A 19877-nucleotide genomic window follows, 5' to 3' on the forward strand; every position below is an offset into this window, starting at 1 on the left:
CTATCACGCCAGAGTGGTGCAGGCCATGGCTCAAAATGCACAGGGGTCTGTGCATTGTTGTTTTGTGAATTACTTCAACTGGGAACGTCGTGTCAGCTAGTCTTTCGCAGCTGAGCTCTGAGGGCTTGAGGGCAGCCCGCCCTGGGCAGATCCATGTGGCTGGTCATCTTTATTGGCCACTTTTTCTTCGTGACTCTCCTTGTGGTGACCCAGGCGCGCAAAGAGCCACTCATTGTGCTCTTGCCGCTTCAGCAGTTGGGTCTTGGCGAATTCATGGATCGCCAGGGCAAAAACACCCAGACCACCAAAGATCAAAAAGGTCGTGGCCAGCTTGCCGGCGGCGGTGACGGGCACCAGATTCCCATAGCCGACGGTAGAGATCGTCACCACGGTGAAGAAATAGGAATCCAGCCAGCTCCAGCCTTCGACGATACGGAAAAACACCGTGCTGCCAGAGATGACAACCAGCAGTGCAACAAAGATGGTGATGTTCCTCAGCTGGGTCATGTATCCGCCTCAGGAGACTGAAGTTGCCGCACAATATCCGCGATGACCTGTTTCCACATCTCGGGCTGCTGCGCTCCGGGAACCGCATGCTGGTTGGCAATGATAAAGGTGGGAACCGAAGTCACCCCCATTTTGCGCGAATGGGCATCGCGGTTGCGAATATCCTCGGCATCATTGTCACCAGATAAAAGCTGACGGACCACGTCCGCCTCCATGCCGACCTTTGTGGCGATCTCGACCAGAACATCGGTATCGCCAATATCGCGGGCCTGGGCAAAATAGGCATCAAACAGCGCATCCACCATGGCGCCTTGTTTGCCCTCGATCCCGGCCCAATGGATCAGGCGATGGGCATCAATTGTATTGGGCGTGCGCTGCATGCCTTCAAAATCAATGCTCAGACCCGCATTTTCAGCATGTTCAACCACCGGCGCATAGGCACGTACTGCGCCTTCTTTGCCGCCAAATTTGGCCTCCAGGTAGTCGCGCCGCCCCATGCCCTCGCGGGGCATATCGGGGTTCAGCTGAAAGGGGTGCCATTCAATCACGAAGGGATGATTGGGGATTTCGGCCAAGGCCTTATCCAGATGGGTCTTGCCGATATAGCACCAGGGGCAGATCGGGTCGGAGATGATGTCCAGCTTGACGCTTGGCAGGTCGGCAGTTTGATCGGCGGTCAGGTCGGCGGTCATGGGCTATCCTTTGAAATAGGCGGGCAGGGCGCGGCGCAGCAATTTGCCATTGGCACCACTTGGCAGAGTGTCCAGATGAACATAGGCGCGCGGCTGTTTATAGCGGGCCAGATGCGTGGCGGCAAAAGCCTCCAGTTCGGAGGGATCCAATAGGGTTGGACCGGTGTAGAAAGCAACGATTATGTGGCTGTCAGTTTTCACTTCAACCGTGGCAACGCCAACCTGAGTGATGCCGGGATGGGCTGACAGCTGGGTTTCTACCTCGATCGGGGAGACGCGAAAACCGCCGGCATTCATCATATCGTCAGCCCGGCCAAGATAGCTGATCTGACCATCAACCGCCATGGCCCCCTGATCGCCGGTCAGGAACCAGCCATCCTGCATGCGCGCCTCTGTTTCCTCCGGGGCGTTCAGGTATCCCAGCATCAAGCCGGGGTCGCTGCTGGCGATGGCGATGGTGCCCTCTTGCCCCTGGGGGACAGGGCCTTCGGGGCCGAGGATGGCGATCTTGCGCCCCTGCTGCGGTTGCCCCAACGCCTCGCCCCGTGCCGGATGCGCTGGGCTGGAGGAAATAAAGGTAGAGCATTCCGACATGCCATAGGCCTCAAAAAGCTCGGTGTTGGTGGCGGTGTTCCAGGCGCTGTGCAGATGCCCTGAGAGTTTTTCACCGGCGCATAACCCATGGCGCAGAACCGGAAGCTCCATAGTGGCTCCGCCTTTGAGGATCTTGCGGTAAACACCTGGCGCGGCGGCAAAAATTGTCGCGTTATTGGCCTGCAACAGGGCGGGTAGATCGACAGGATCAGTGCCCGGTTCCGGGATCAGGGCCGTGGCGCCAATGGTCCAGGGATCCATCAACCCGGTGCCCAGCGTAAAGGTCCAGTTGAAGGCACCGGCATGCAGCAACCGATCGCTGGGTTTGAGATCATACCAGCCTGTGACCATCATCTGCCGGGCCCAGATCGCCCGATGGGCATGGGCCACGGCACGGGCCTTGCCGCTGGTGCCGGAGGTATAGACCGCATAGGCCATGCGATCGGGATCGCCCAGATCATAGGCACAGGGGGTGAGCTGGCGCATCGCCTGTAACTCGGACAGCAGGATCTGTTTGTCATGAGGGGCAGAGGCAACCTGCGGATCCCGCAGCACTGCAGCAGGGCTGAGGTCGGTGATCATCTTTGCCACCTCTTCCTCGGTGAGTTGCGACGAGGTTGGCACCGGCACCAGCCCCACGGCAATTGCCCCAAGATAGGCGATGGGAAAATCAACGGTATTTCCCAGCCGCATCAGCACGATCTGACCCGGCTCCAGCCCGGCCTGCAATAGCCCGGTGCCGGTGCCGCGCACGGCGGCTTCCAACTGGGCAAAACTCCAAATCTGCGAGCCGGCAGCACCCACAACTTCCAGACCCGGCTTTTGGGCCAGATCAACCGCGTGACGCAGCACAAAGGCGGCCAGATTGAAGGGAGAGGGGCAGGGCGCAAAGGCGCCTTGATCAAAGATAGACAGCATTTCCATTGGCTAGCGCGACAAGTGCTGCGTTGCAAGCGCCCACCGGGCGTCATATAGAAGCTCTATGACAGGACAAGACCCCAAATCGCTGATTACCATAGCCCGTGCCAATGGCGAAGAACGCGAGGCCGAGCCTCTGGACCTGGGCGTGCGTGTGCGTGAGCTGCGCAAGGCCCGCGACTGGACGCTGGAACATGCCGCCAATCAGGCTGGTTTGGCGCGTTCGACCCTATCAAAGATCGAAAACGGTCAGATGTCACCCACCTATGAAGCTTTGAAAAAGCTTGCTGTTGGGCTGCAGATCTCGGTGCCGCAGCTGTTCACACCGCCTCAGCGCGATCAGGTCAATGGCCGTATGACCGTGACCAAGTTCAACGACGGTTCTGCCCAGGCCACCGCGACCTATGAGCATGAGTTGCTGGCCGAGGGGCTGCGCAGAAAACAGATGTTGCCCTACCGGGCGCGGGTTCGAGCGCGCTCAATGGAGGAATTCGACGGGTGGGTACGGCATGACGGTGAAGAGTTTCTGTATGTGCTCACCGGAGTGGTGACGCTCTTTACCGAGTTTTATGAACCGGTTGAGATGCGTCGCGGTGACAGCGCCTATTATGACGCCGCGATGGGGCACAATGTGGTGTCACAAAGTCAAGAAGATGCGACCATTCTCTGGGTGACCTCGCTCAGCTAAGCGCAGGCTCCTGGCACTCCGGATGCATAAATGCCGCTAAACTTCAGCTGCGGTTGGTCATTCATCGAACTATGGCCCATCTGTTCGTCGCCTTAGGCTTGGTCCGTTTCCAGCTCAGCATGCAGGCTTTCGGTAAAGAGGAAATCTTCGATTTCTTCGCGGGCCTCGCGTAGGGTGAGGTGATGGGTATTGGCAAGATGGCTCACAAAACCCTCACGATCCCGTTCAATACTGGGGATTGTTTCACGTTTTAGATGAGGAAACCGCTGTTTGGCCCGGGGGTACATTGCCTCCCAGCACAGCGGGGGAGGGCTGAGTATCATGATTGGTGCCTCTCTTGAAACAATTACCACTTACGCAGGGTCACTATATCAAAAAACGGCAAAAAAGGAACGTTGGAGATTCAGCCGCTGGGCCAAGACGGAACAGGCGGATCTCTAGAAGAGAGAGATCCGTCTGGAATGGGCGATTGTGATCAGGGGGTTAGTTCTCCTCATGCCACCAGACATCCGGCATGAAACCGGTGCGATCACCATAGATTGGCAGCGTCTGGGGAAACTTCAGCTCACGCGCATGGGCAATGCGACCCTTGTCAAAGGACCAGATGGGAATCACATAGCGACCGGCTGTCAGAACCCGATCCAAGGCGCGGGTTGCTGCGACAAAATCCTCAGGCGCCTTGACGCTCAGCATGGTGTCGATCATCGCATCCACCGCTGGTGAGGCGACGCCCATGAGATTGCGGCTGCCGGGCTGTTCAGCCCCGGCAGAACCCCAATACAGCTTTTGTTCGTTGCCTGGGCTCAGCGAGAGTTCACGGCGGACCCGGGTGAGATCAAAATCAAAACTGTTCTGACGTCCCACATATTGCGCATTGTCGACGGCCTCAGGTGTCAGGGCAATGCCTAGGCGTTCAAGGGCCCGGGCATAGATCTCTACCACGGTCTTCATTTCGCTGTCGCCCTGGCGCAGCAAGACGTTCAGGGCGATCTTGGTGCCCTTTGCATCGCGCAAAGCCCCATCCTGCACCGTCAGCCCGGCCTCCTCCAGCAGCGCCACTGCTTTTCGCAGGTTCTTGCGATTGCGTTTGGTCCCATCGCTTTGCGGCAATTCATACCCTTCGAGCGTGCCTGGCAGCAAATCATCAGCAAAGGGGGTGAGGTATTGCGCAACTTGACCAGTGGCCGCACCGGGGCGCAATCCAAGATGTGAATTGGAGAAGTAAGAGCTGATACGCGGTTGAGCGCTGCCAGTTATGGTCTCGTTGATGAATTCAAAGTTGAAAGCCAGCAGCAGGGCTTCGCGCACACGCCAATCATCCAGCGGAGCACGGCGGGTATTGATTGCGAGCCCGGTCATCCCCGAGGGACGCTTGTGGGGGATCTCGCTTTTGACAATCCGCCCTTCTGTAACGGCGGAAAACCCATAGGCACTGGCCCATTTGTCAGCGTTGAATTCCCGGTAACTGCTCAGCTCACCCGCCTTGAAGGCCTCGAACAGAACAGTTTGGTCGCCAAAGAAATCAATTCGCAGCTCATCAAAATTCTGCGTTCCAACGCGAAAGGGTAAATCCTTGCCCCAATAATCGGGATTGCGTTTTAGGGTAATCTGGCGTCCGGCCTCAAAATCCGCGACCACATAGGCGCCGGTTCCAATTGGCGCTTCTGTCAGACCAGAGGCGGCAAAATCTTTGCCCTGCCATTGTGATTTTTGCAAAATCGGTCGCAGGCCTGCAATCAGAGCGAGTTCTCGATCAGGGGTGTTGAACGTGATGCGCAGGCTCAAAGGGCCGGTCTGGCGGATCTCTGAAATTTTGTTCCAAAAGCCGCGATAGCGGAGATGTCCCTGGGTGCCGAGCATCTCGTAGGACCAGATCACATCTTCAATGGTGACCGGGCTGCCATCGGAGAAACGCGCCTCGGGTCGGAGGCTGAATTCGACCCAGGATCGGTCCTCGGGCACTTCAACTGATTCGGCCAACAGCCCGTAAAGAGTGAAAGCTTCGTCCCAGGACCGCCCCATCAGGCTCTCATATCCCCAGAATCTGAGCTGCCACGGAGGGGTGCCTTTTTGGGCAAATGGATTAAGGGTATCAAAACCGCCGGTATTTCCTACCACCACTTTCCCACCCTTCGGAGCATTCGGGTTTACGTAGGGTAGGGATACAAAATCATGTGGTAGAGCGGGGTCACCATACATAGCTATGCCATGTGATGATTCTGCGACTGCAAGATCTGTGCTGCAAAACAGCAGGATTCCAGAGGTTGCAACTTTGAGTTTTTGGAAAAAATCTGGCGTCACTTTGGCAACAATCCCCTACAGCCCTTATTTTCTTGGCTCTATACCCCAGTGACCCCACATCGTCATTTAAAACTTTTAGCTTGGATGAAACGGGGAAATTGCTTATAAAGGAGTCACTGCTCGATAGGTTTCTTGCCTGTATGAAACCTGCCTCAATAACTTTACGCCCGCTTCGTGCGGGCGTTTTTTTTGGGGCTGTCCAGTCTCCCCAAATTTCTGTTCTCGCAATTGCGCGGTTTTTGACGCTGCTTTGATCACGGTCCTTTTCGTTGGCGCAGGATACGGCCAGTTTTGCGGCCAGGGCATCAGGGGAATAGGCTACGTAGTCCTACGCGTTTCTTTTGCCTCACTGGCATGGCAAGAAGGGGGCAAAATCTTCTCAGGATCCAAGGAAGGAACAACAGATGACGCTCCAGGGAAAAACCGCTGTGATCACCGGATCAAACTCGGGCATTGGTCTTGGCATTGCGCGCGAATTGGCGCGCGCTGGTGCGGATGTGGTGTTGAATTCCTTTACCAACCGCGACGAGGATCACGCGCTGGCTGCGCAGGTCGCAGCGGAGTTCGGGGTCACTGCCCGGTATATCCAGGCCGATATGTCCAAAGGTGCGGCCTGCCGTGGGTTGATCCAAGAGGCCGGGCGCTGTGATATCCTGGTGAACAATGCCGGCATCCAGCATGTAGCCCCGGTTGATGAATTCCCGGCAGAGACCTGGGATGCGATCCTGGCCATCAACCTCAGCTCTGCCTTTCATACCACGGCTGTGGCGCTGCCGATGATGCGGGCGGCAGGTTGGGGGCGGGTGGTGAATATCGCCTCTGCCCATGGGCTCACCGCGTCACCGTTCAAATCGGCCTATGTCGCGGCCAAGCACGGGGTTGTTGGTCTGACAAAAACTGTTGCTCTGGAAACGGCAGAAGAACCGATCACCTGCAACGCCATCTGCCCCGGGTATGTGCTGACGCCACTGGTCGAGGCGCAGATTCCGGATACGATGGCAAAGTACAACATGTCGCGCGATGAGGTGATCAAGCAGGTGATGCTGGAGCGCCAGCCCTCGCGGGAGTTTGCCACAGTTGAGCAGCTGGGCGGATCGACCGTCTTTTTCTGCTCAGATGCGGCAGCGCAGATCACCGGCACCACCCTGAGCGTTGATGGTGGCTGGACCGCGCTTTAAGCAGCTCCTGCAAACCCATTGCAGCGAACCACAAACAAAAAGGGAAGGCGCAGTGCCTTCCCTTTTTGTTTGCTTTGAAATGGCTGGTCGCCAGCCCGAAATCAGGGCTGCTCAGGAAGTCTTTTCTGGCTGCTCTGGAGAGCTGGGATCCTTGGCGTTGGGGTAGACCAGCCCGGCTGAGATCACCAGCTTTGCGGCGTCCTCTACGCTCATATCCAACTCGATCACATCGTCCTTAGGGACAAAGAGCAAAAAGCCCGAGGTCGGGTTGGGCGTGGTGGGCAGAAAAACACTCATCAAGGGGCTGCCGGTATTGGTCTGTTCCGAGACTTCACCCTTGGCCGTGGTCGAGATAAAGCCGATCGCCCAGATGCCGCGGCGGGGGTATTGGATCAGGCAAGCCTTTTCAAAGCTGCGTTCGGACTGGGCAAAAACCGTTTCCGAGATCTGTTTGATACCGGAATAGATGGTGCGCACCACGGGCATACGTTCGACCAGGTTTTCGGCAAACCCGATCAGTGAGCGGCCAATGATGCCCTTGGCGATCCAGCCAATGACAATGGTAAAGAGCAAAAAGAAGATAAGCCCGATGCCACGTAGATTGATGCCGATGTATTTCTCTGGCGAAATGGTGTGGGGCACCAGGGGCAGAACCACGGAATCGACCCAGCCGACCACGGTCCAGAGCAACCAGATGGTCAGCCCAACCGGCGCAATCACCACAATCCCGGTGAAAAACGAGGAGCGCAGCCGCGCAAACAGGCCAGGTCGGTGGCGAATGGGGTCTTCGTCAAAGGGTGTGGTCATCAGAAACAATCAGGTATGAGGAACAGTCACGTCCGTTGCGTTAGCCAGAACCTAGGTACTGATCCCGTCAGGAGCAATGCCCGAGTCAAAGGAAAGTCACTCAGGCGTTAAGCGCGGCCATTTCTTTGGCGATTTCCGCCGCAAGCCGTGCATTGTTACGCACCAATGCAATATTTGCCGTCAGCGAGCGTCCCTCAGTCAGTTCAAAGATACGTTGCAACAGGAAGGGCGTTACGGCTTTGCCGGAAACCCCCTGCGCATCAGCTTCGCTTTGGGCTTGGGCGATCACCGGCGCGAGGACCTCAGCTGCGATTTCGGCCTCATGCGGGATCGGGTTGGCAATCAGCTGGCCACCGGGCAAGCCCATGGTGCTGCGGGTGATCTGCGCACGGGCAATTTCAGCTGCGCTGTCCATACGCAGTGGCGCCATCAGATCAGACTGAGCCGACCAAAAGGCGGGAAAGCTGTCCTGGCCGTAGGAAATGACCGGAACCCCTTGGGTTTCAAGAATTTCCAGTGTTTTTGGAATGTCCAGAATGGCCTTGGCACCAGCGGCGACAACCGTAACTGGCGTCTGGGCCAGCTCCATCAGGTCCGCTGAGATGTCAAAACTGGTCTCGGCTCCCTTGTGGACGCCACCAATGCCGCCGGTGGCAAAGACCGTAATCCCGGCCAGGCGCGCTGCGATCATGGTGGCGGCAACTGTGGTGGCCCCTGTTTTGCCCATGGCAATGCAGGCGGGCATATCCGCGCGCGATACCTTTGCCACACCTTTGGTCTGGCCCAGCGCCTGCAACTGAGCGGGTTCCAGCCCCACATGCAAAACCCCCGCCATCACTGCAATCGTGGCCGGGGTGGCGCCCGCATCGCGGATATCCTGCTCCACCTGTGCGGCCACTTCAACATTTTGTGGGTAGGGCATGCCATGGGTGATGATGGTGCTTTCCAGGGCCACAATGGCGCTGCCTGAGGCTTTTGCAGCGCGCACTTCGGTAGAGTATTGAATCTCGATCACAGTGGGGAATCTCCTGAAACATAGGTGGCGGCGGCCTGCAGTGCACTGGCAAGTGCCGCCTGTCTGTCTTCACCACGGGCCTCGGCGGCGATATGTGCGGCCATAAAGGTGTCACCGGCGCCGGTGACACGGGCGACGCTCACGCGTGGTGGGTGTTGGGTTATCGCATCACCAGCAACGCTGGCCTCACTGGCCGAGGCGCCACCATCGGTGACCAGAACACGGGCTGCGCCCCGGGCGATCAGCGCCAAGGCGGCCTGCTCGCTGTTGGTGAAGGTCGTCTGGCACAGCAGCCCCGCCTCTTCGAGGTTCACATAGAGCGTGCCGCGGGTGGCGTTCAAAAAGGGGCGCAGCCGCTCTGCCTTGCCGGGTGAGGCTGGCGCCACATGCAGGTTGGCCTTGGAAAACGCGGGGTCGCTGGCAATTTCGGCGAGCAGAGAGAGGGTCAGATTGCCATCCAGCGCAATGGCGCCTTGATAGGGGGCCTCACGCGAGCCCAGGGTGCCATCCATCAACGGGCGCAGGATTTTGTCGCCTGCGGCCTCCAGGGAATGGGCATCTGCGATGGCCGCAATCAGCCCATTGCCGCCTTCAACCGCCATATAGCGGTCGGTCGGCAAATCTTCGGAGCGATAGATATGGTCGGTACGGCAGCCCAGATGGGCGCAGGCGGCGATCAGCTCATCGCCTTCGGGGTCGCGCCCCACTGCGCTCAACAAATTGGGCTTGAGCCCAAAGCGCGCCAAGGTCATGGCGATATTCATCGCCACACCACCGGGCAGGCGGGTGATGCGTCCCGGCATATCAGAGCCCCGGCGCATTTCAGCCGGGCAGCGGCCTATGATGTCCCAAAGAACCGACCCGATGCAGAGCACCTGCGCAGCGTCATCACGAGAGGCGAGAGATGTGGCGTTATCCTGTGTCATGACAACTCTATTGCGCCTTTTGTCGCGCCTCGCAAGCGACAAGCGGAAAAAGACCGCAAGCCTTTGTGCCGGTGCTAGGGGATGGCAAAAACTAGGGAGGCCCAAAGCGTCTCCCAGACCGCCTCGGCCTCTCCCTCTAAGGGCCGCAAGACAACAGCATTCAGAAGGTAACGCTGCCCGGCCCGCACAGGGATCTGAACCACGCCGACCGCATTGGTTTGCAACAGGTGGCGTTGAACCGTGTTGTCGGGGGCGCGGTCAAACAGCTCCACCTGGGCCTGCGGTCTGGGGCTACCCTGATACAGCAGTTGCACGCCTATTTCTGCAGCACTTCCATCGGCTGGTAGCGAGAGAGTGTAGGGGTTTTGCAAAGCCACAAACTCAGTTTCCATGCCAAAGGCGCGATCCGTGCCTCTGCCATGATCGACAGCAACCAGAAGCTTGGTATGACGGATGTAGTATTCGCCAAAACCGGCATCGGGCAGACCGCGGTCCTGATGCCGGGCCTCAATGTCATGAAACCCTTGGGCATTGGCAAATTCCGAGAACTTTTCCCAGCTCTCATAGGTGATCAGATCGGGGGTGGTTTCATGGAGGGCGATCAGCAGGCCGGCTTCGAGGTCCTCAAGCACCAGCGCGGGCATATCCCCCATTCTGGCAGTATAGGGTGTTTGGGTTGTCCCTTGGATGGTTTCAAACCTGCGGATCCGGCTGGCAAAGTAGGGCAGGCGAGCGCCTTTGAACATTTGACCATTTCTGAGCCCTGCTTTGACAGAGTCGTCGGATTTTACTTGATATTTTTCCGGCTCAATCCAAAACTCATGAGAAAGCGCCGGTTTTATGGGCGCCAATAGGGACGTCAGGCAGAAAGCCGACAGAAAAACAGAGCGGGACAGAGGATTGGGCATTTATCGGACTTTGCAATTGGGTTGTCTCAAGGTGGTCATCCTCTTGATGCTGTCAAGCCTGCTGTTTTTCCTGCCGTTGATAGGGCGCGCCCATGAGGTCACGCCGACAATTGCAGATTTTGAAACCTCCGAAGGTCAACTCACCTTGATGCTTCGACTGAATGTCGAGGCTTTTGTTGCCGGGATTGATCTGGACAATCGTAGCGACACAAATAGCAGTGATCGCTCTGACGATTACGATTTGCTGCGCAACATGCAGCAAGACGAATTGGAACCCATGGTGCGCCTGTTTGTCGAGGACTGGATGCCTGAGCTGCAGGTCGAGGCCGGTGGTCCGGTGCTGTTGCAACTTGAGAAGGTCGCTATCCCTGAGGTGGGCGACGCCAGCCTGCCGCGCGCTACAGTGCTGGAACTGACGGGAGTGCTGCCGAGTTCGGCGCTGTATCTGCGGTTAGATTGGCCGAAAGGCTCCGGGGCGGTGGTTCTACGTCAAAATGGCGTTCCAGAGCCCTATACGGGCTATCTTCTGGGCGGGGGGCGCTCTCCCTCCATCTCCCTGACAGGCGGCGCTGTCCAAGGCGCTTGGGAGGTGTTTCAAAACTACCTGCCAGTTGGGTTTGATCACATTCTCCCAAAGGGCTTGGATCACATCCTGTTTGTCCTGGGGCTGTTTTTCCTCAGTACCCGTTTGGCACCGTTACTGTGGCAGGTGACCACCTTTACCCTGGCGCATAGCATTACCCTGGCGCTGGGCGCTTTGGGGTTGGTGAGCGTCAATGCCGCGGTGGTTGAGCCCTTGATTGCCGCCTCAATTGTCTTTGTCGCGGTTGAGAACATCTTTGCCCGCCGCCTGCATCTCTGGCGGCCCTTGGTGGTTTTTGCCTTCGGGCTGTTGCATGGGCTTGGCTTTGCTTCGGTGCTGGGAGAGTTTGGCCTACCACAGGAACAGATCATTCCGGCACTGCTTGGCTTTAATGTCGGGGTGGAGCTGGGGCAATTGACGGTGATTGCGCTGGCCTATGGCATCCTGGGCTATTGGTTCGGCAAACATCCCAAATATCGCGGCCGTGTGGCCATTCCAGCCTCAGTAACCATAGCGCTGATAGGCAGCTATTGGTTCTACGAGCGTGTATTCCTGTGAGAAAAGAAAGGCAGCAACAAAGAAAGAGGCGCAGAGGTGTCTTCCTGCGCCTTAGAATACCTACTCATGTAGCTGGACTGATAGAGGAGGTCCGGGGTTTAACCCATTGCAGCCATGAAACGGCGCAGGGTGGTAACCGGGTCTTCGGTGTTCCAGATCTCTTCGCCCAGACCAAAGAAATCGGTAAAGGGTGAAACGGTCCGGATCAGATCCTCAGTCAGACCGCCTTCAGCCACCACAGGGACTTCGATCATCTGCGACCACCATTCAAATAGCTCGGTCTCGGCCACGGCGCCATCGCCCAGGCCGGAGGTGCCAACGGGACCAAAACTCACATAATCCGCCCCGGCCTCACCAGCGCTGATACCGTCATGGCGCGAGGCGCCGCAGAAACTGCCAACAATCGCATCCGGCCCCAGAGCCTTGCGGGCGGTGCGCACGGATTTGGAAGCATCATTCAGATGTACACCATCCAGCCCCAGGCGCTCGGCCAGGATCTGGTGGTCACTGATCACAATTGCCACGTCACGGGCGTGGCAGACCTCGCGCAGGGCGTCGCCTGCACGGCTCAGGGTGTCTTCGTCCCGGCTGGCCATATTGAGCCGCAGGCAGGAGATCTCGGTGCTGTCCAGCACCCGGGCCAGCATGTCGGGGTAGCGACCCAGCTCAAAACTTGGTGGGGAGATCAGGTAGATCTGCGGGGCTTCGGGGGCTTCTGAGGCGTTGTCCATGCAGGTCACTCCTGTTCACTTTGAAGCACGGGTTTTAGCGGTTTTGTGGCAGAGCGCAAGGTTTTGGCGGGTTTATGGCATCAATTCCCGCATTGCACCGCGCGTGGCGGAGGCTTGGCCGGTCATATGGGTTGCTCATTGGCGGTCTGGCGACTACAGCAAGGCGGTCTGAAGCGGAGAACCAAATGCCCAGCCCAACACCACAGCCTGCCTTTGTCCTGGTCCGTCCGCAGATGGGGGAAAACATCGGTGCGGCGGCCCGTGCCATGTGGAACTTTGGTCTGGACCGTATGCGCATTGTTTCGCCCCGGGACGGCTGGCCCAACCCCAAGGCCGTTGCCATGGCCTCAGGCGCTGGGCGTCTGCTGGATGAGGCCGTCCTGGCAGAGGATCTGCCCGCAGCCCTGGAGGATTGCTCCTTTGTCTTTGCCACTACGGCGCGCCCGCGGGAGTTGGTAAAACCGGTCTATAGCCCCGAAGCGGCGATGAGGCTGGCGGCACAAAAGATCAAAGCTGGCGAAAAGGTCGCGGTGCTCTTTGGTCCGGAACGCGCTGGGCTGGAGAATGACGACATCGCCCGCGCCAATGCGATCATCTCGGTGCCGGTGAACCCTGAATTTGCCTCCCTGAACCTTGGCCAATGCGTGTTGTTGACGGCCTATGAGTGGCAGCGCCAAACCCAGGAGGTGGCGGATGAGACCATCGAGTTGGGCAAAACCGATTGGGCAACGGGCCGCGATGTAGAGGCTCTGGTCAGTCATTATGAAGATCGCCTGGATGAGGCCGGGTTTTTCTTTCCTGAGACCAAGGCGGCGGGCATGAAGGTGGTGTTTCGCAATATGTTCAGCCGTTTGCCACTGACGCGGGCGGATGTGCAGATGCTGCATGGGGTCATGCGGCAGATGGTACGCTGGCGACACAAGGACGATCCTGCCCGCGTTGAGACTGAGGGCACCACAGAAAAGTGACATCTCGGGGTGTGATTGGCGCGCATGCTCTGGACCTTCGCGGCAAGCCTGCCTAGCTTGGCCCCAGTTCTAAAAGAGGCAAGCATGAGCAAGCGCAGTATTTTTGAAGAGGTCTCGGGCGACAAATCCGACGCCGCCCCAGCAGTTACGCCGGGCATGATCGATCGCGGTCGCAGCGGTGCGCGCGGCGCTATTCGCGCTTGGTTGATGGTGCTGTTTGCCCTGGTGGTTGCCATGATCGTGGTGGGCGGTTTGACACGGCTCACCGATTCCGGCCTCTCGATCACTGAATGGCGCCCGGTCACCGGGGCTGTGCCACCTTTGTCAGAGGTGGAATGGCAGGCCGAGTTCGACAAATACAAACAGATTGATCAATGGCGCATTGAGAACCAGTGGATGGAGCTGGCGGACTTTAAATCCATCTACTGGTGGGAATGGGGCCATCGTCAGCTGGGCCGCGTTATGGGGCTGATCTGGGCTGTTGGCTTTTTTGGTTTCTGGATCACCAAGAAAATCCCCACCGGTTGGGCCGGGCGGCTGGCGCTTCCGGGCCTTCTGGGCGGCGTTCAGGGCGCGATTGGCTGGTGGATGGTGGCCTCAGGCGTGACCCAGGGTGAGGGTATGACATCTGTGGCCTCTTACCGGCTGGCGACCCATCTGGGACTGGCCTTTGTTATTCTGGGCTTCATTGCCTGGTATGTTTTCCAACTGGGGCGCAGCGAACGGGATCTGATGCAGGCGCGCCGCGCCAAAGAGGCCAAGATCTTTGGTCTGTCCACCGGATTGCTGCATTTTGCCTTTTTGCAAATCCTGCTGGGGGCTTTGGTGGCGGGCATTGATGCGGGGCGTTCCTATACCGATTGGCCCTTGATGGGCGGTCAGCTGATCCCGCCGAACCCGCTGATGTTTGACCCTCTCTGGGTAAATTTCTTTGAAAACCCGGGACTTGTGCAGTTCATTCACCGGATCTGCGGCTATCTGTTGTTTGCCTTTGGTGTTGTTGTCTGGCTCAAAGGGCGGGGCTCGGCGCATGTGATGACCCGCAGCGCCTTCACCCTTGCCTTTGCGGTTTTGTGCCTGCAGATCCTGTTGGGCATTGTCACCGTAGTCTACGCGGCTCCCTGGCATGCGGCGATCACCCATCAGCTGGTGGCCGTTGGCCTTTGGGTGGCGATCCTGCGGGCGCGCTTCTTGGCCGCCTATCCGATTTCAACCTCGATTAAGGACCATTGACCCAATGAGCATTTTTGACACTTTGATGGCCTATGAGCGCGATACCCAGGCCCTGGGGCAGATCGCCGGACGGCTGGGGTGGGATCAGGAAACCATGATGCCCCGCGGCTCAGGTCCACAGCGCGGCGAAGAAATGGCCGCCATCGAGGCGGTGTTGCATGCGCGTCGCTCCTCGCCGCAGGTGGCTGAGTGGCTGGCCGAGGCCGAAGCACCGGATGAGGTGGGCGCGGCGCAGCTGCGTGAAATCAAGCGCTCATACGAGCGCAGCGTCAAGGTGCCGGCGGATCTGGCACGGCGTCTTGCTCGTGTCACCTCTGAGGCGCAGGGCAAATGGGCTGCTGCGCGCGCCGATGAAGATGTCGCCGCCTTTCTGCCTGTGCTGGAAGAGGTGGTCGCCCTGAAACGGGAAGAGGGTCAGGCCCTGGCCTCAGGTGGCGATGTCTATGACGCCATGGTTGAAGACTATGAGCATGGCACCAGCGCTGCGGAGATTGCCGCAACCTTTGACGCGATGCGCCCCGGCCTGGTGGATCTGCGGGCGCGAGTGCTGGAAAAGCCAGCGCCCAAAGCGCTGCAAGGCAGCTTTGATGAGGCCGCGCAGATGAAGCTGACGCGCAAGTTGGCCAAGGCCTTTGGCTATGATATGAGCCACGGCCGGGTCGACAAGGCCGTGCACCCGTTTAGTTCGGGCAGTGGGCTGGATGTGCGGATCACCACCCGTACCAGCGAACATGACCCATTCAACTGCTTCTACTCCACCATCCATGAGGTCGGCCACGGTGCCTATGAGCAGGGCATCAGCCGCGACTACCTGCTGACACCGCTGGGACGGGGTGTCTCGATGGGGGTGCATGAAAGCCAGAGCCGGATCTATGAGAACCAGATTGGGCGCGGTGCCGCCTTTACCAGCTGGCTCTATGGTGAGATGCGCGAGAGCTTTGGTGATTTTGGCATTGCCAATGCGGATGAGTTCTACAAGGCGGTGAATACAGTACACAAAGGCTATATCCGCACCGAAGCCGATGAGCTGCAGTATAACCTGCATATCATGCTGCGCTTTGACCTGGAACGTGCGCTCATGGCGGGTGATCTGGAGGTTGGCGATCTGGAGGCGGCCTGGAATGATCGCTTTGAAGCGGACTTTGGCTACAGCGTCGACAAGCCCTCAAATGGCTGCTTGCAGGATGTGCACTGGTCCGTTGGTCTGTTTGGCTATTTCCCGACCTATTCCCTGGGCAATGTCTATGCCGGCTGTCTGAACCAGAAGATGCGCAATGACCTGCCCGGTTTGGACGCCGATCTGGCAACGGGCGATACCAGTTCTGCAACCAACTGGCTGCGCCAAAACCTGCAACAATTCGGTGGGTTGCGCAGCCCTGTAGAGACCATTGAGCTGGCCGCAGGCGCTGCCCCCAGCCCGACACCATTGATGACTTATCTCGACGAAAAGTTCACGGGCCTCTACGATCTGTAGAATAGCCTATCCCTGAAACGACAAAAGGCCGGGCAATTGCCTGGCCTTTTTATCTTCGGAATGGAACCTGGCTTAGATCAGCGCCATACGTTCCGCGCGTTCTGGATCGGGGAAGGGGCGGTAGAGGCCAATTTCCGAATGGGCGATCAGCGCGTTCACGTTGGAATAAAGCCGCTCTACTTCTTCGTCTTTTTCTTCAAGCGCCCGAAAGGCCTGATCCAGCTGGCTCAGATCCTTCACTTCGACTTCCAGCAGAAAATCCCGGCAACTGTCAGCGGCGAGGCCAAGTTTGCGCCGCATCAGACGCCAGCCCTGGATCTTGCCACGCTCTTTTAGATAGCCCATCCAGACGTCCACGGCATTGGCAAAGGCCAGGGCCTTGGTTCCGTCTTTTAGATCAATCGAACAATGATAGAGGTTCATGCGAGCTACCCGGTTGCAAAACTAGTTTCGCTTGGACTCTGTCACAGAGTCCTTAGCCTCGGGTTAAAACGCCCCCCGGTACCAAAAAACGCCGCCCCAATTTGGAGCGGCGTTTGAGAGCAAGGAATCAAGTTGCCTTAGGCTTCGGAGGTATCGCCACTCTCGTCTTCTTCGCCGTTCTCGGCGATCCAAGCGACCGAAACCACCTCTTCGCCCTTGCCGGTGTTGAAGACACGGACCCCACCGGCGGAGCGGGAACGGAAGGAGATGCCGTCAACGGGTACCCGGATCGATTGGCCCTTGGAGGTCGCCAGCATGATCTGGTCGCCCAGCTCAACAGGGAAGGTGGCGACAATTTCGCCGCCCTTCATGGCGCCCACACCCTGGCCGCCACGGCCACTGACCCGGTAATCATGCGCAGAGGTCAGATTGCCAGCGCCGGGCTTGTTGATGGTGACCAGCAGATCATTGGCCGCCAGCATTTCCTGATAGCGCTCCTCAGACAGGGCGCCTTCGGCCTCTTCTGTGGTGGTTTCCTCTTCGGAAACATCGCTGCCAAGTTCGGAACGGAAGCGTTTGATAAAGGCGCTGCGCTCCCAGGGTTCGGCGTCGAAGTGACGGATCACCGACATGGAGACAACCTCAGCATCATCGCCCAGTTTGATACCACGCACACCAACCGAATTGCGGCTGTTGAAGACGCGGACATCCGTAGTGGGGAAGCGGATGGCACGGCCGGTGCTGGTGACCAGCATCACATCGTCCTCTTCGGAGCAGATGCGGGCATTGATCAGCTTGGTCTCGGCGTGATCCTCTTCGAACTTCATTGCAATTTTGCCGTTGGATTTCACATTAGTGAAGTCTGACAACCGGTTGCGGCGCACAGTTCCGGCAGAAGTGGCAAAGACGATCTGCAGATCTGCCCATTCATCATCGGGGCGATCCACTGGCATGATGGCGGCAATCGACACGCCAACCGGGATCGGCAGGATATTGACGATGGCCTTGCCCTTGCCAGTACGGCTGGACTGCGGCAGGCGCCAGGTCTTGAGTTTGTAAACCATACCGTCGGTGGTGAAGAACAACAGCTGTGTATGGGTATTGGCAACAAAGAGGTTGGTAACAACATCCTCTTCCTTCGTTTGCATGCCCGAAATGCCCTTGCCGCCGCGCTTTTGTGCGCGGAAATCAACCAGCGGCGTACGCTTGATATAGCCGCCAGAGGTCACGGTCACGACCATGTCTTCGCGCTCGATCAGGTCTTCGTCATCCATATCACCGGACCAGTCCACGATCTCGGTCCGGCGTGGCACGGCAAATTGCTCACGGACTTCCCGCAGTTCATCGCAGATGATGCCCATGATCCGCTCCCGCGAGGACAGGATTTCAAGGTATTCTTTGATCTTGCTGGCGAGGTCTTCCAGCTCGTCGGTGACTTCTTTGACACCAATCTGGGTCAGACGCTGCAGACGCAGTTCCAAAATGGCCCGGGCCTGGGTTTCCGACAGGTTATAGGTGCCGTCCTCATTTGCGGTATGGGTCGGATCATCAATCAGCGCGATATACTGCAGGATCGGCTGCGCGGGCCAGCGCCGGGTCATCAGCTTGAGACGCGCCTCAGCGGCATCTGCAGACTGGCGAATGGTTGCGACGATCTCATCGATATTGGTGACGGCCACGGCCAAACCACACAAGACATGGCTGCGTTCGCGGGCCTTGCGCAGCAGATAGGCGGTCCGGCGTGCCACCACATCTTCGCGGAAATCAATGAAGGAGGTGAGGAAACGGCGCAGCGTCAGCTGCTCAGGACGGCCACCATTCAGCGCCAGCATGTTACAGCCAAAATAGGTCTGCATCGGGGTGAAGCGGAACAGCTGGTTCAACACCACCTCTGGCGTTGCATCGCGTTTCAGCTCGACGACCACGCGCACACCATTGCGGTCAGATTCATCCTGAACATGGGCGACGCCTTCGATCTTCTTCTCGCGCACCTGCTCGGCGATCTTTTCGATCATCGCGGCCTTGTTGACCTGATAGGGGACCTCATCCACCACGATGGCATAGCGATCCTTGCGGATTTCCTCGACGCGGGTCTTGGAGCGGATGATGACGCTGCCGCGCCCCTCAAGATAGGCTTTGCGCGCGCCAGAGCGGCCCAGCATGATGGCGCCAGTGGGGAAATCGGGGCCCGGCACATAGTCAATCAGCTGTTCGCTGGTGAGATCAGGATCATCAATCAGCGCCAGCGTGGCGTCGATGACTTCGCCCAGGTTATGGGGCGGAATATTGGTTGCCATGCCCACGGCGATACCGCCAGCACCATTGACCAGCATATTTGGAAAACGCGCGGGCAGGACTGTGGGTTCTTTGTCTTTGCCGTCGTAGTTATCCTGGAAGTCGACCGTCTCTTTTTCGATATCCGCCAGCATAAAGGCCGAGGGCTTATCCATCCGCACTTCGGTATAACGCATCGCCGCCGCGTTATCGCCATCCATTGAGCCAAAGTTGCCCTGACCGTCCAAAAGCGGCAGCGACATGGAGAAGTCCTGCGCCATCCGAACCAGGGCATCATAGATCGCGCTGTCGCCATGCGGGTGGTATTTACCCATGACATCGCCAACGGGACGGGCGGATTTGCGATAGCTCTTGTCGTGGCTATTGCCGGTCTCATGCATCGCATACAAAATGCGGCGGTGAACCGGTTTCAACCCATCGCGCAGGTCGGGGATCGCCCGGCTGACGATGACGGACATCGCATAGTCCAGATAGGAGGTCTTCATTTCCGCTTCGATGGAGACCGAGGGGCCATCATAAGTGGAACGCTGAGGAAGGTTTTCGTCTGCGTTTTCAGGAGTTTCCGGCGTATCTGTCACGTTAGCTGCCCGTTCTTTTCTATGGGTCTATATCTTGTTGGTGCACCCTATCAGAGAGGGCATATAGGGCGCAAGCAAACACCCGGTTTTGCTAAGGTTTAGCGTGGATTTTGAGGGGGTTTCTTCCGTTTATGCCATGATTTGCTCGCAGTTAACCTTTCTCGGGCTAGTCTATATCTGGGGGCTCTCAAAAGGAGGCCACAAATGGAGATGAGCAGTACTGAAATGATGCTCAAGGGCTACGGGCTCACCACTGCCGAGTTCACCTATCACATGCCCGATTACGCACATGTTCTGAATACCTATGTCTGGCAAGATTATGATCTTGCCCCGGACCATGAGCGCCTTTTTAAATTTATCGAATTCTGGCAGCGGGAGCTGGAGGGACCACTGCATTCAGTGCGGTTCACCCATCGCAAGATGATCAGCCCGGGCGAATGGCGCAACGTCAAAGGTATCTTGAACCTGCACTGAGCCGAGACAGGTTTTCGACGGGACGG

The 19877-nt window shown here is 58.0% G+C and carries 18 protein-coding genes; 7 read left to right on the forward strand and 11 right to left on the reverse strand.

Annotation, left to right across the window (positions count from 1 at the left end; all coding sequences use genetic code 11):
• Positions 1-96 precede the first annotated feature (96 nt).
• From ED661_RS09210 to ED661_RS09220, 3 genes are read right to left on the reverse strand one after another with little or no spacing between them, the layout of a single operon-like run.
• The gene (locus tag ED661_RS09210) at positions 97-507 is read right to left on the reverse strand and encodes a potassium channel family protein (protein ID WP_122073628.1); all 411 of its coding nucleotides are present in this window, start codon (positions 505-507) and stop codon (positions 97-99) included.
• Entirely contained in the window at positions 504-1199 is a 696-nt protein-coding gene (locus tag ED661_RS09215) for a DsbA family oxidoreductase (RefSeq protein ID WP_122073629.1), read from the reverse strand. The genes ED661_RS09210 and ED661_RS09215 overlap by 4 nt, the downstream gene beginning before the upstream one ends.
• 3 nt (positions 1200-1202) lie before the next feature.
• On the reverse strand, positions 1203-2711 hold the full coding sequence (locus ED661_RS09220; protein WP_122074082.1) for a class I adenylate-forming enzyme family protein: 1509 nt from the start codon (positions 2709-2711) through the stop codon (positions 1203-1205).
• 64 nt (positions 2712-2775) lie between these two features.
• Between ED661_RS09220 and ED661_RS09225 the strand changes: the two genes are divergently transcribed.
• Positions 2776-3399 carry a helix-turn-helix domain-containing protein gene (locus tag ED661_RS09225; RefSeq protein ID WP_122073630.1) on the forward strand — a complete coding sequence of 208 codons (624 nt, stop codon included), beginning with the start codon at positions 2776-2778 and terminating at the stop codon, positions 3397-3399.
• A 483-nt stretch (positions 3400-3882) separates the two neighbouring features.
• On the opposite strand, the gene ED661_RS09235 is transcribed toward ED661_RS09225, so the two are convergent.
• Positions 3883-5700: an extracellular solute-binding protein gene (locus ED661_RS09235; protein WP_122073632.1), complete on the reverse strand. Its 1818-nt coding sequence runs from the start codon at positions 5698-5700 to the stop codon at positions 3883-3885.
• 404 nt (positions 5701-6104) lie between these two features.
• Between ED661_RS09235 and ED661_RS09240 the strand changes: the two genes are divergently transcribed.
• Positions 6105-6878: a 3-hydroxybutyrate dehydrogenase gene (locus ED661_RS09240; protein ID WP_122073633.1), complete on the forward strand. Its 774-nt coding sequence runs from the start codon at positions 6105-6107 to the stop codon at positions 6876-6878.
• A gap of 111 nt (positions 6879-6989) precedes the next feature.
• Here ED661_RS09240 and ED661_RS09245 read toward each other — a convergent pair whose 3' ends face one another.
• The 4 genes from ED661_RS09245 to ED661_RS09260 all read right to left on the reverse strand — a co-directional run bounded on the left by ED661_RS09245 (position 6990) and on the right by ED661_RS09260 (position 10534).
• Positions 6990-7685, reverse strand: coding sequence for a DUF502 domain-containing protein (locus ED661_RS09245; RefSeq protein ID WP_122074083.1), 696 nt, complete (start codon positions 7683-7685; stop codon positions 6990-6992).
• Between the two features lie 100 nt (positions 7686-7785).
• Positions 7786-8700 carry a pseudouridine-5'-phosphate glycosidase gene (locus ED661_RS09250; protein ID WP_122073634.1) on the reverse strand — a complete coding sequence of 305 codons (915 nt, stop codon included), beginning with the start codon at positions 8698-8700 and terminating at the stop codon, positions 7786-7788.
• Positions 8697-9626: a PfkB family carbohydrate kinase gene (locus ED661_RS09255; protein WP_122073635.1), complete on the reverse strand. Its 930-nt coding sequence runs from the start codon at positions 9624-9626 to the stop codon at positions 8697-8699. Before ED661_RS09255 ends, ED661_RS09250 begins: the two co-directional genes overlap by 4 nt.
• A 74-nt stretch (positions 9627-9700) precedes the next feature.
• Positions 9701-10534, reverse strand: coding sequence for a DUF4198 domain-containing protein (locus tag ED661_RS09260; RefSeq protein ID WP_122074084.1), 834 nt, complete (start codon positions 10532-10534; stop codon positions 9701-9703).
• A gap of 46 nt (positions 10535-10580) precedes the next feature.
• Here ED661_RS09260 and ED661_RS09265 point away from each other — a divergent pair, with 46 nt between their 5' ends.
• Positions 10581-11675 (forward strand): HupE/UreJ family protein, encoded by a 1095-nt coding sequence (locus ED661_RS09265; protein WP_174214168.1) that lies wholly within the window; start codon positions 10581-10583, stop codon positions 11673-11675.
• Positions 11676-11773: 98 nt separating this feature from the next.
• Here the strand turns inward: ED661_RS09265 and ED661_RS09270 are convergent, their stop codons facing one another.
• Positions 11774-12406 (reverse strand): thiamine phosphate synthase, encoded by a 633-nt coding sequence (locus ED661_RS09270; RefSeq protein WP_122073637.1) that lies wholly within the window; start codon positions 12404-12406, stop codon positions 11774-11776.
• Between the two features lie 185 nt (positions 12407-12591).
• On the opposite strand from ED661_RS09270, the gene ED661_RS09275 reads away from it, so the two are divergent.
• The 3 genes from ED661_RS09275 to ED661_RS09285 all read left to right on the forward strand — a co-directional run bounded on the left by ED661_RS09275 (position 12592) and on the right by ED661_RS09285 (position 16081).
• Positions 12592-13374, forward strand: coding sequence for an RNA methyltransferase (locus ED661_RS09275; protein ID WP_122073638.1), 783 nt, complete (start codon positions 12592-12594; stop codon positions 13372-13374).
• Positions 13375-13458: 84 nt separating this feature from the next.
• Positions 13459-14607: a heme A synthase gene (gene ctaA, locus ED661_RS09280; RefSeq protein ID WP_122074085.1), complete on the forward strand. Its 1149-nt coding sequence runs from the start codon at positions 13459-13461 to the stop codon at positions 14605-14607.
• A gap of 4 nt (positions 14608-14611) precedes the next feature.
• Positions 14612-16081 carry a carboxypeptidase M32 gene (locus tag ED661_RS09285; RefSeq protein ID WP_122073639.1) on the forward strand — a complete coding sequence of 490 codons (1470 nt, stop codon included), beginning with the start codon at positions 14612-14614 and terminating at the stop codon, positions 16079-16081.
• A gap of 72 nt (positions 16082-16153) precedes the next feature.
• Here ED661_RS09285 and ED661_RS09290 read toward each other — a convergent pair whose 3' ends face one another.
• Together ED661_RS09290 and gyrA are read right to left on the reverse strand one after the other, a co-directional pair.
• Positions 16154-16504 (reverse strand): DUF6614 family protein, encoded by a 351-nt coding sequence (locus ED661_RS09290; RefSeq protein WP_122073640.1) that lies wholly within the window; start codon positions 16502-16504, stop codon positions 16154-16156.
• A gap of 137 nt (positions 16505-16641) precedes the next feature.
• Positions 16642-19377 carry a DNA gyrase subunit A gene (gene gyrA, locus ED661_RS09295; protein WP_122073641.1) on the reverse strand — a complete coding sequence of 912 codons (2736 nt, stop codon included), beginning with the start codon at positions 19375-19377 and terminating at the stop codon, positions 16642-16644.
• Between the two features lie 204 nt (positions 19378-19581).
• On the opposite strand from gyrA, the gene ED661_RS09300 reads away from it, so the two are divergent.
• On the forward strand, positions 19582-19851 hold the full coding sequence (locus ED661_RS09300) for an usg protein (protein WP_122073642.1): 270 nt from the start codon (positions 19582-19584) through the stop codon (positions 19849-19851).
• Positions 19852-19877: the final 26 nt, after the last annotated feature.

It is taken from the genome of Pseudophaeobacter sp. EL27 (genome assembly GCF_900313025.1).
Classification (GTDB): Bacteria; Pseudomonadota; Alphaproteobacteria; order Rhodobacterales; family Rhodobacteraceae; genus Pseudophaeobacter.

Coding starts and splice junctions, on each gene's coding strand:
- ED661_RS09210 (WP_122073628.1), bottom strand. CDS start 507: ATGACCCAGCTGAGGAACATCACCATCTTTGTTGCACTGCTGGTTGTC.
- ED661_RS09215 (WP_122073629.1), bottom strand. CDS start 1,199: ATGACCGCCGACCTGACCGCCGATCAAACTGCCGACCTGCCAAGCGTC.
- ED661_RS09220 (WP_122074082.1), bottom strand. CDS start 2,711: ATGCTGTCTATCTTTGATCAAGGCGCCTTTGCGCCCTGCCCCTCTCCC.
- ED661_RS09225 (WP_122073630.1), top strand. CDS start 2,776: ATGACAGGACAAGACCCCAAATCGCTGATTACCATAGCCCGTGCCAAT.
- ED661_RS09240 (WP_122073633.1), top strand. CDS start 6,105: ATGACGCTCCAGGGAAAAACCGCTGTGATCACCGGATCAAACTCGGGC.
- ED661_RS09245 (WP_122074083.1), bottom strand. CDS start 7,685: ATGACCACACCCTTTGACGAAGACCCCATTCGCCACCGACCTGGCCTG.
- ED661_RS09255 (WP_122073635.1), bottom strand. CDS start 9,626: ATGACACAGGATAACGCCACATCTCTCGCCTCTCGTGATGACGCTGCG.
- ED661_RS09260 (WP_122074084.1), bottom strand. CDS start 10,534: ATGCCCAATCCTCTGTCCCGCTCTGTTTTTCTGTCGGCTTTCTGCCTG.
- ED661_RS09265 (WP_174214168.1), top strand. CDS start 10,581: ATGCTGTCAAGCCTGCTGTTTTTCCTGCCGTTGATAGGGCGCGCCCAT.
- ED661_RS09270 (WP_122073637.1), bottom strand. CDS start 12,406: ATGGACAACGCCTCAGAAGCCCCCGAAGCCCCGCAGATCTACCTGATC.
- ED661_RS09275 (WP_122073638.1), top strand. CDS start 12,592: ATGCCCAGCCCAACACCACAGCCTGCCTTTGTCCTGGTCCGTCCGCAG.
- ctaA (WP_122074085.1), top strand. CDS start 13,459: ATGAGCAAGCGCAGTATTTTTGAAGAGGTCTCGGGCGACAAATCCGAC.
- ED661_RS09285 (WP_122073639.1), top strand. CDS start 14,612: ATGAGCATTTTTGACACTTTGATGGCCTATGAGCGCGATACCCAGGCC.
- ED661_RS09290 (WP_122073640.1), bottom strand. CDS start 16,504: ATGAACCTCTATCATTGTTCGATTGATCTAAAAGACGGAACCAAGGCC.
- ED661_RS09300 (WP_122073642.1), top strand. CDS start 19,582: ATGGAGATGAGCAGTACTGAAATGATGCTCAAGGGCTACGGGCTCACC.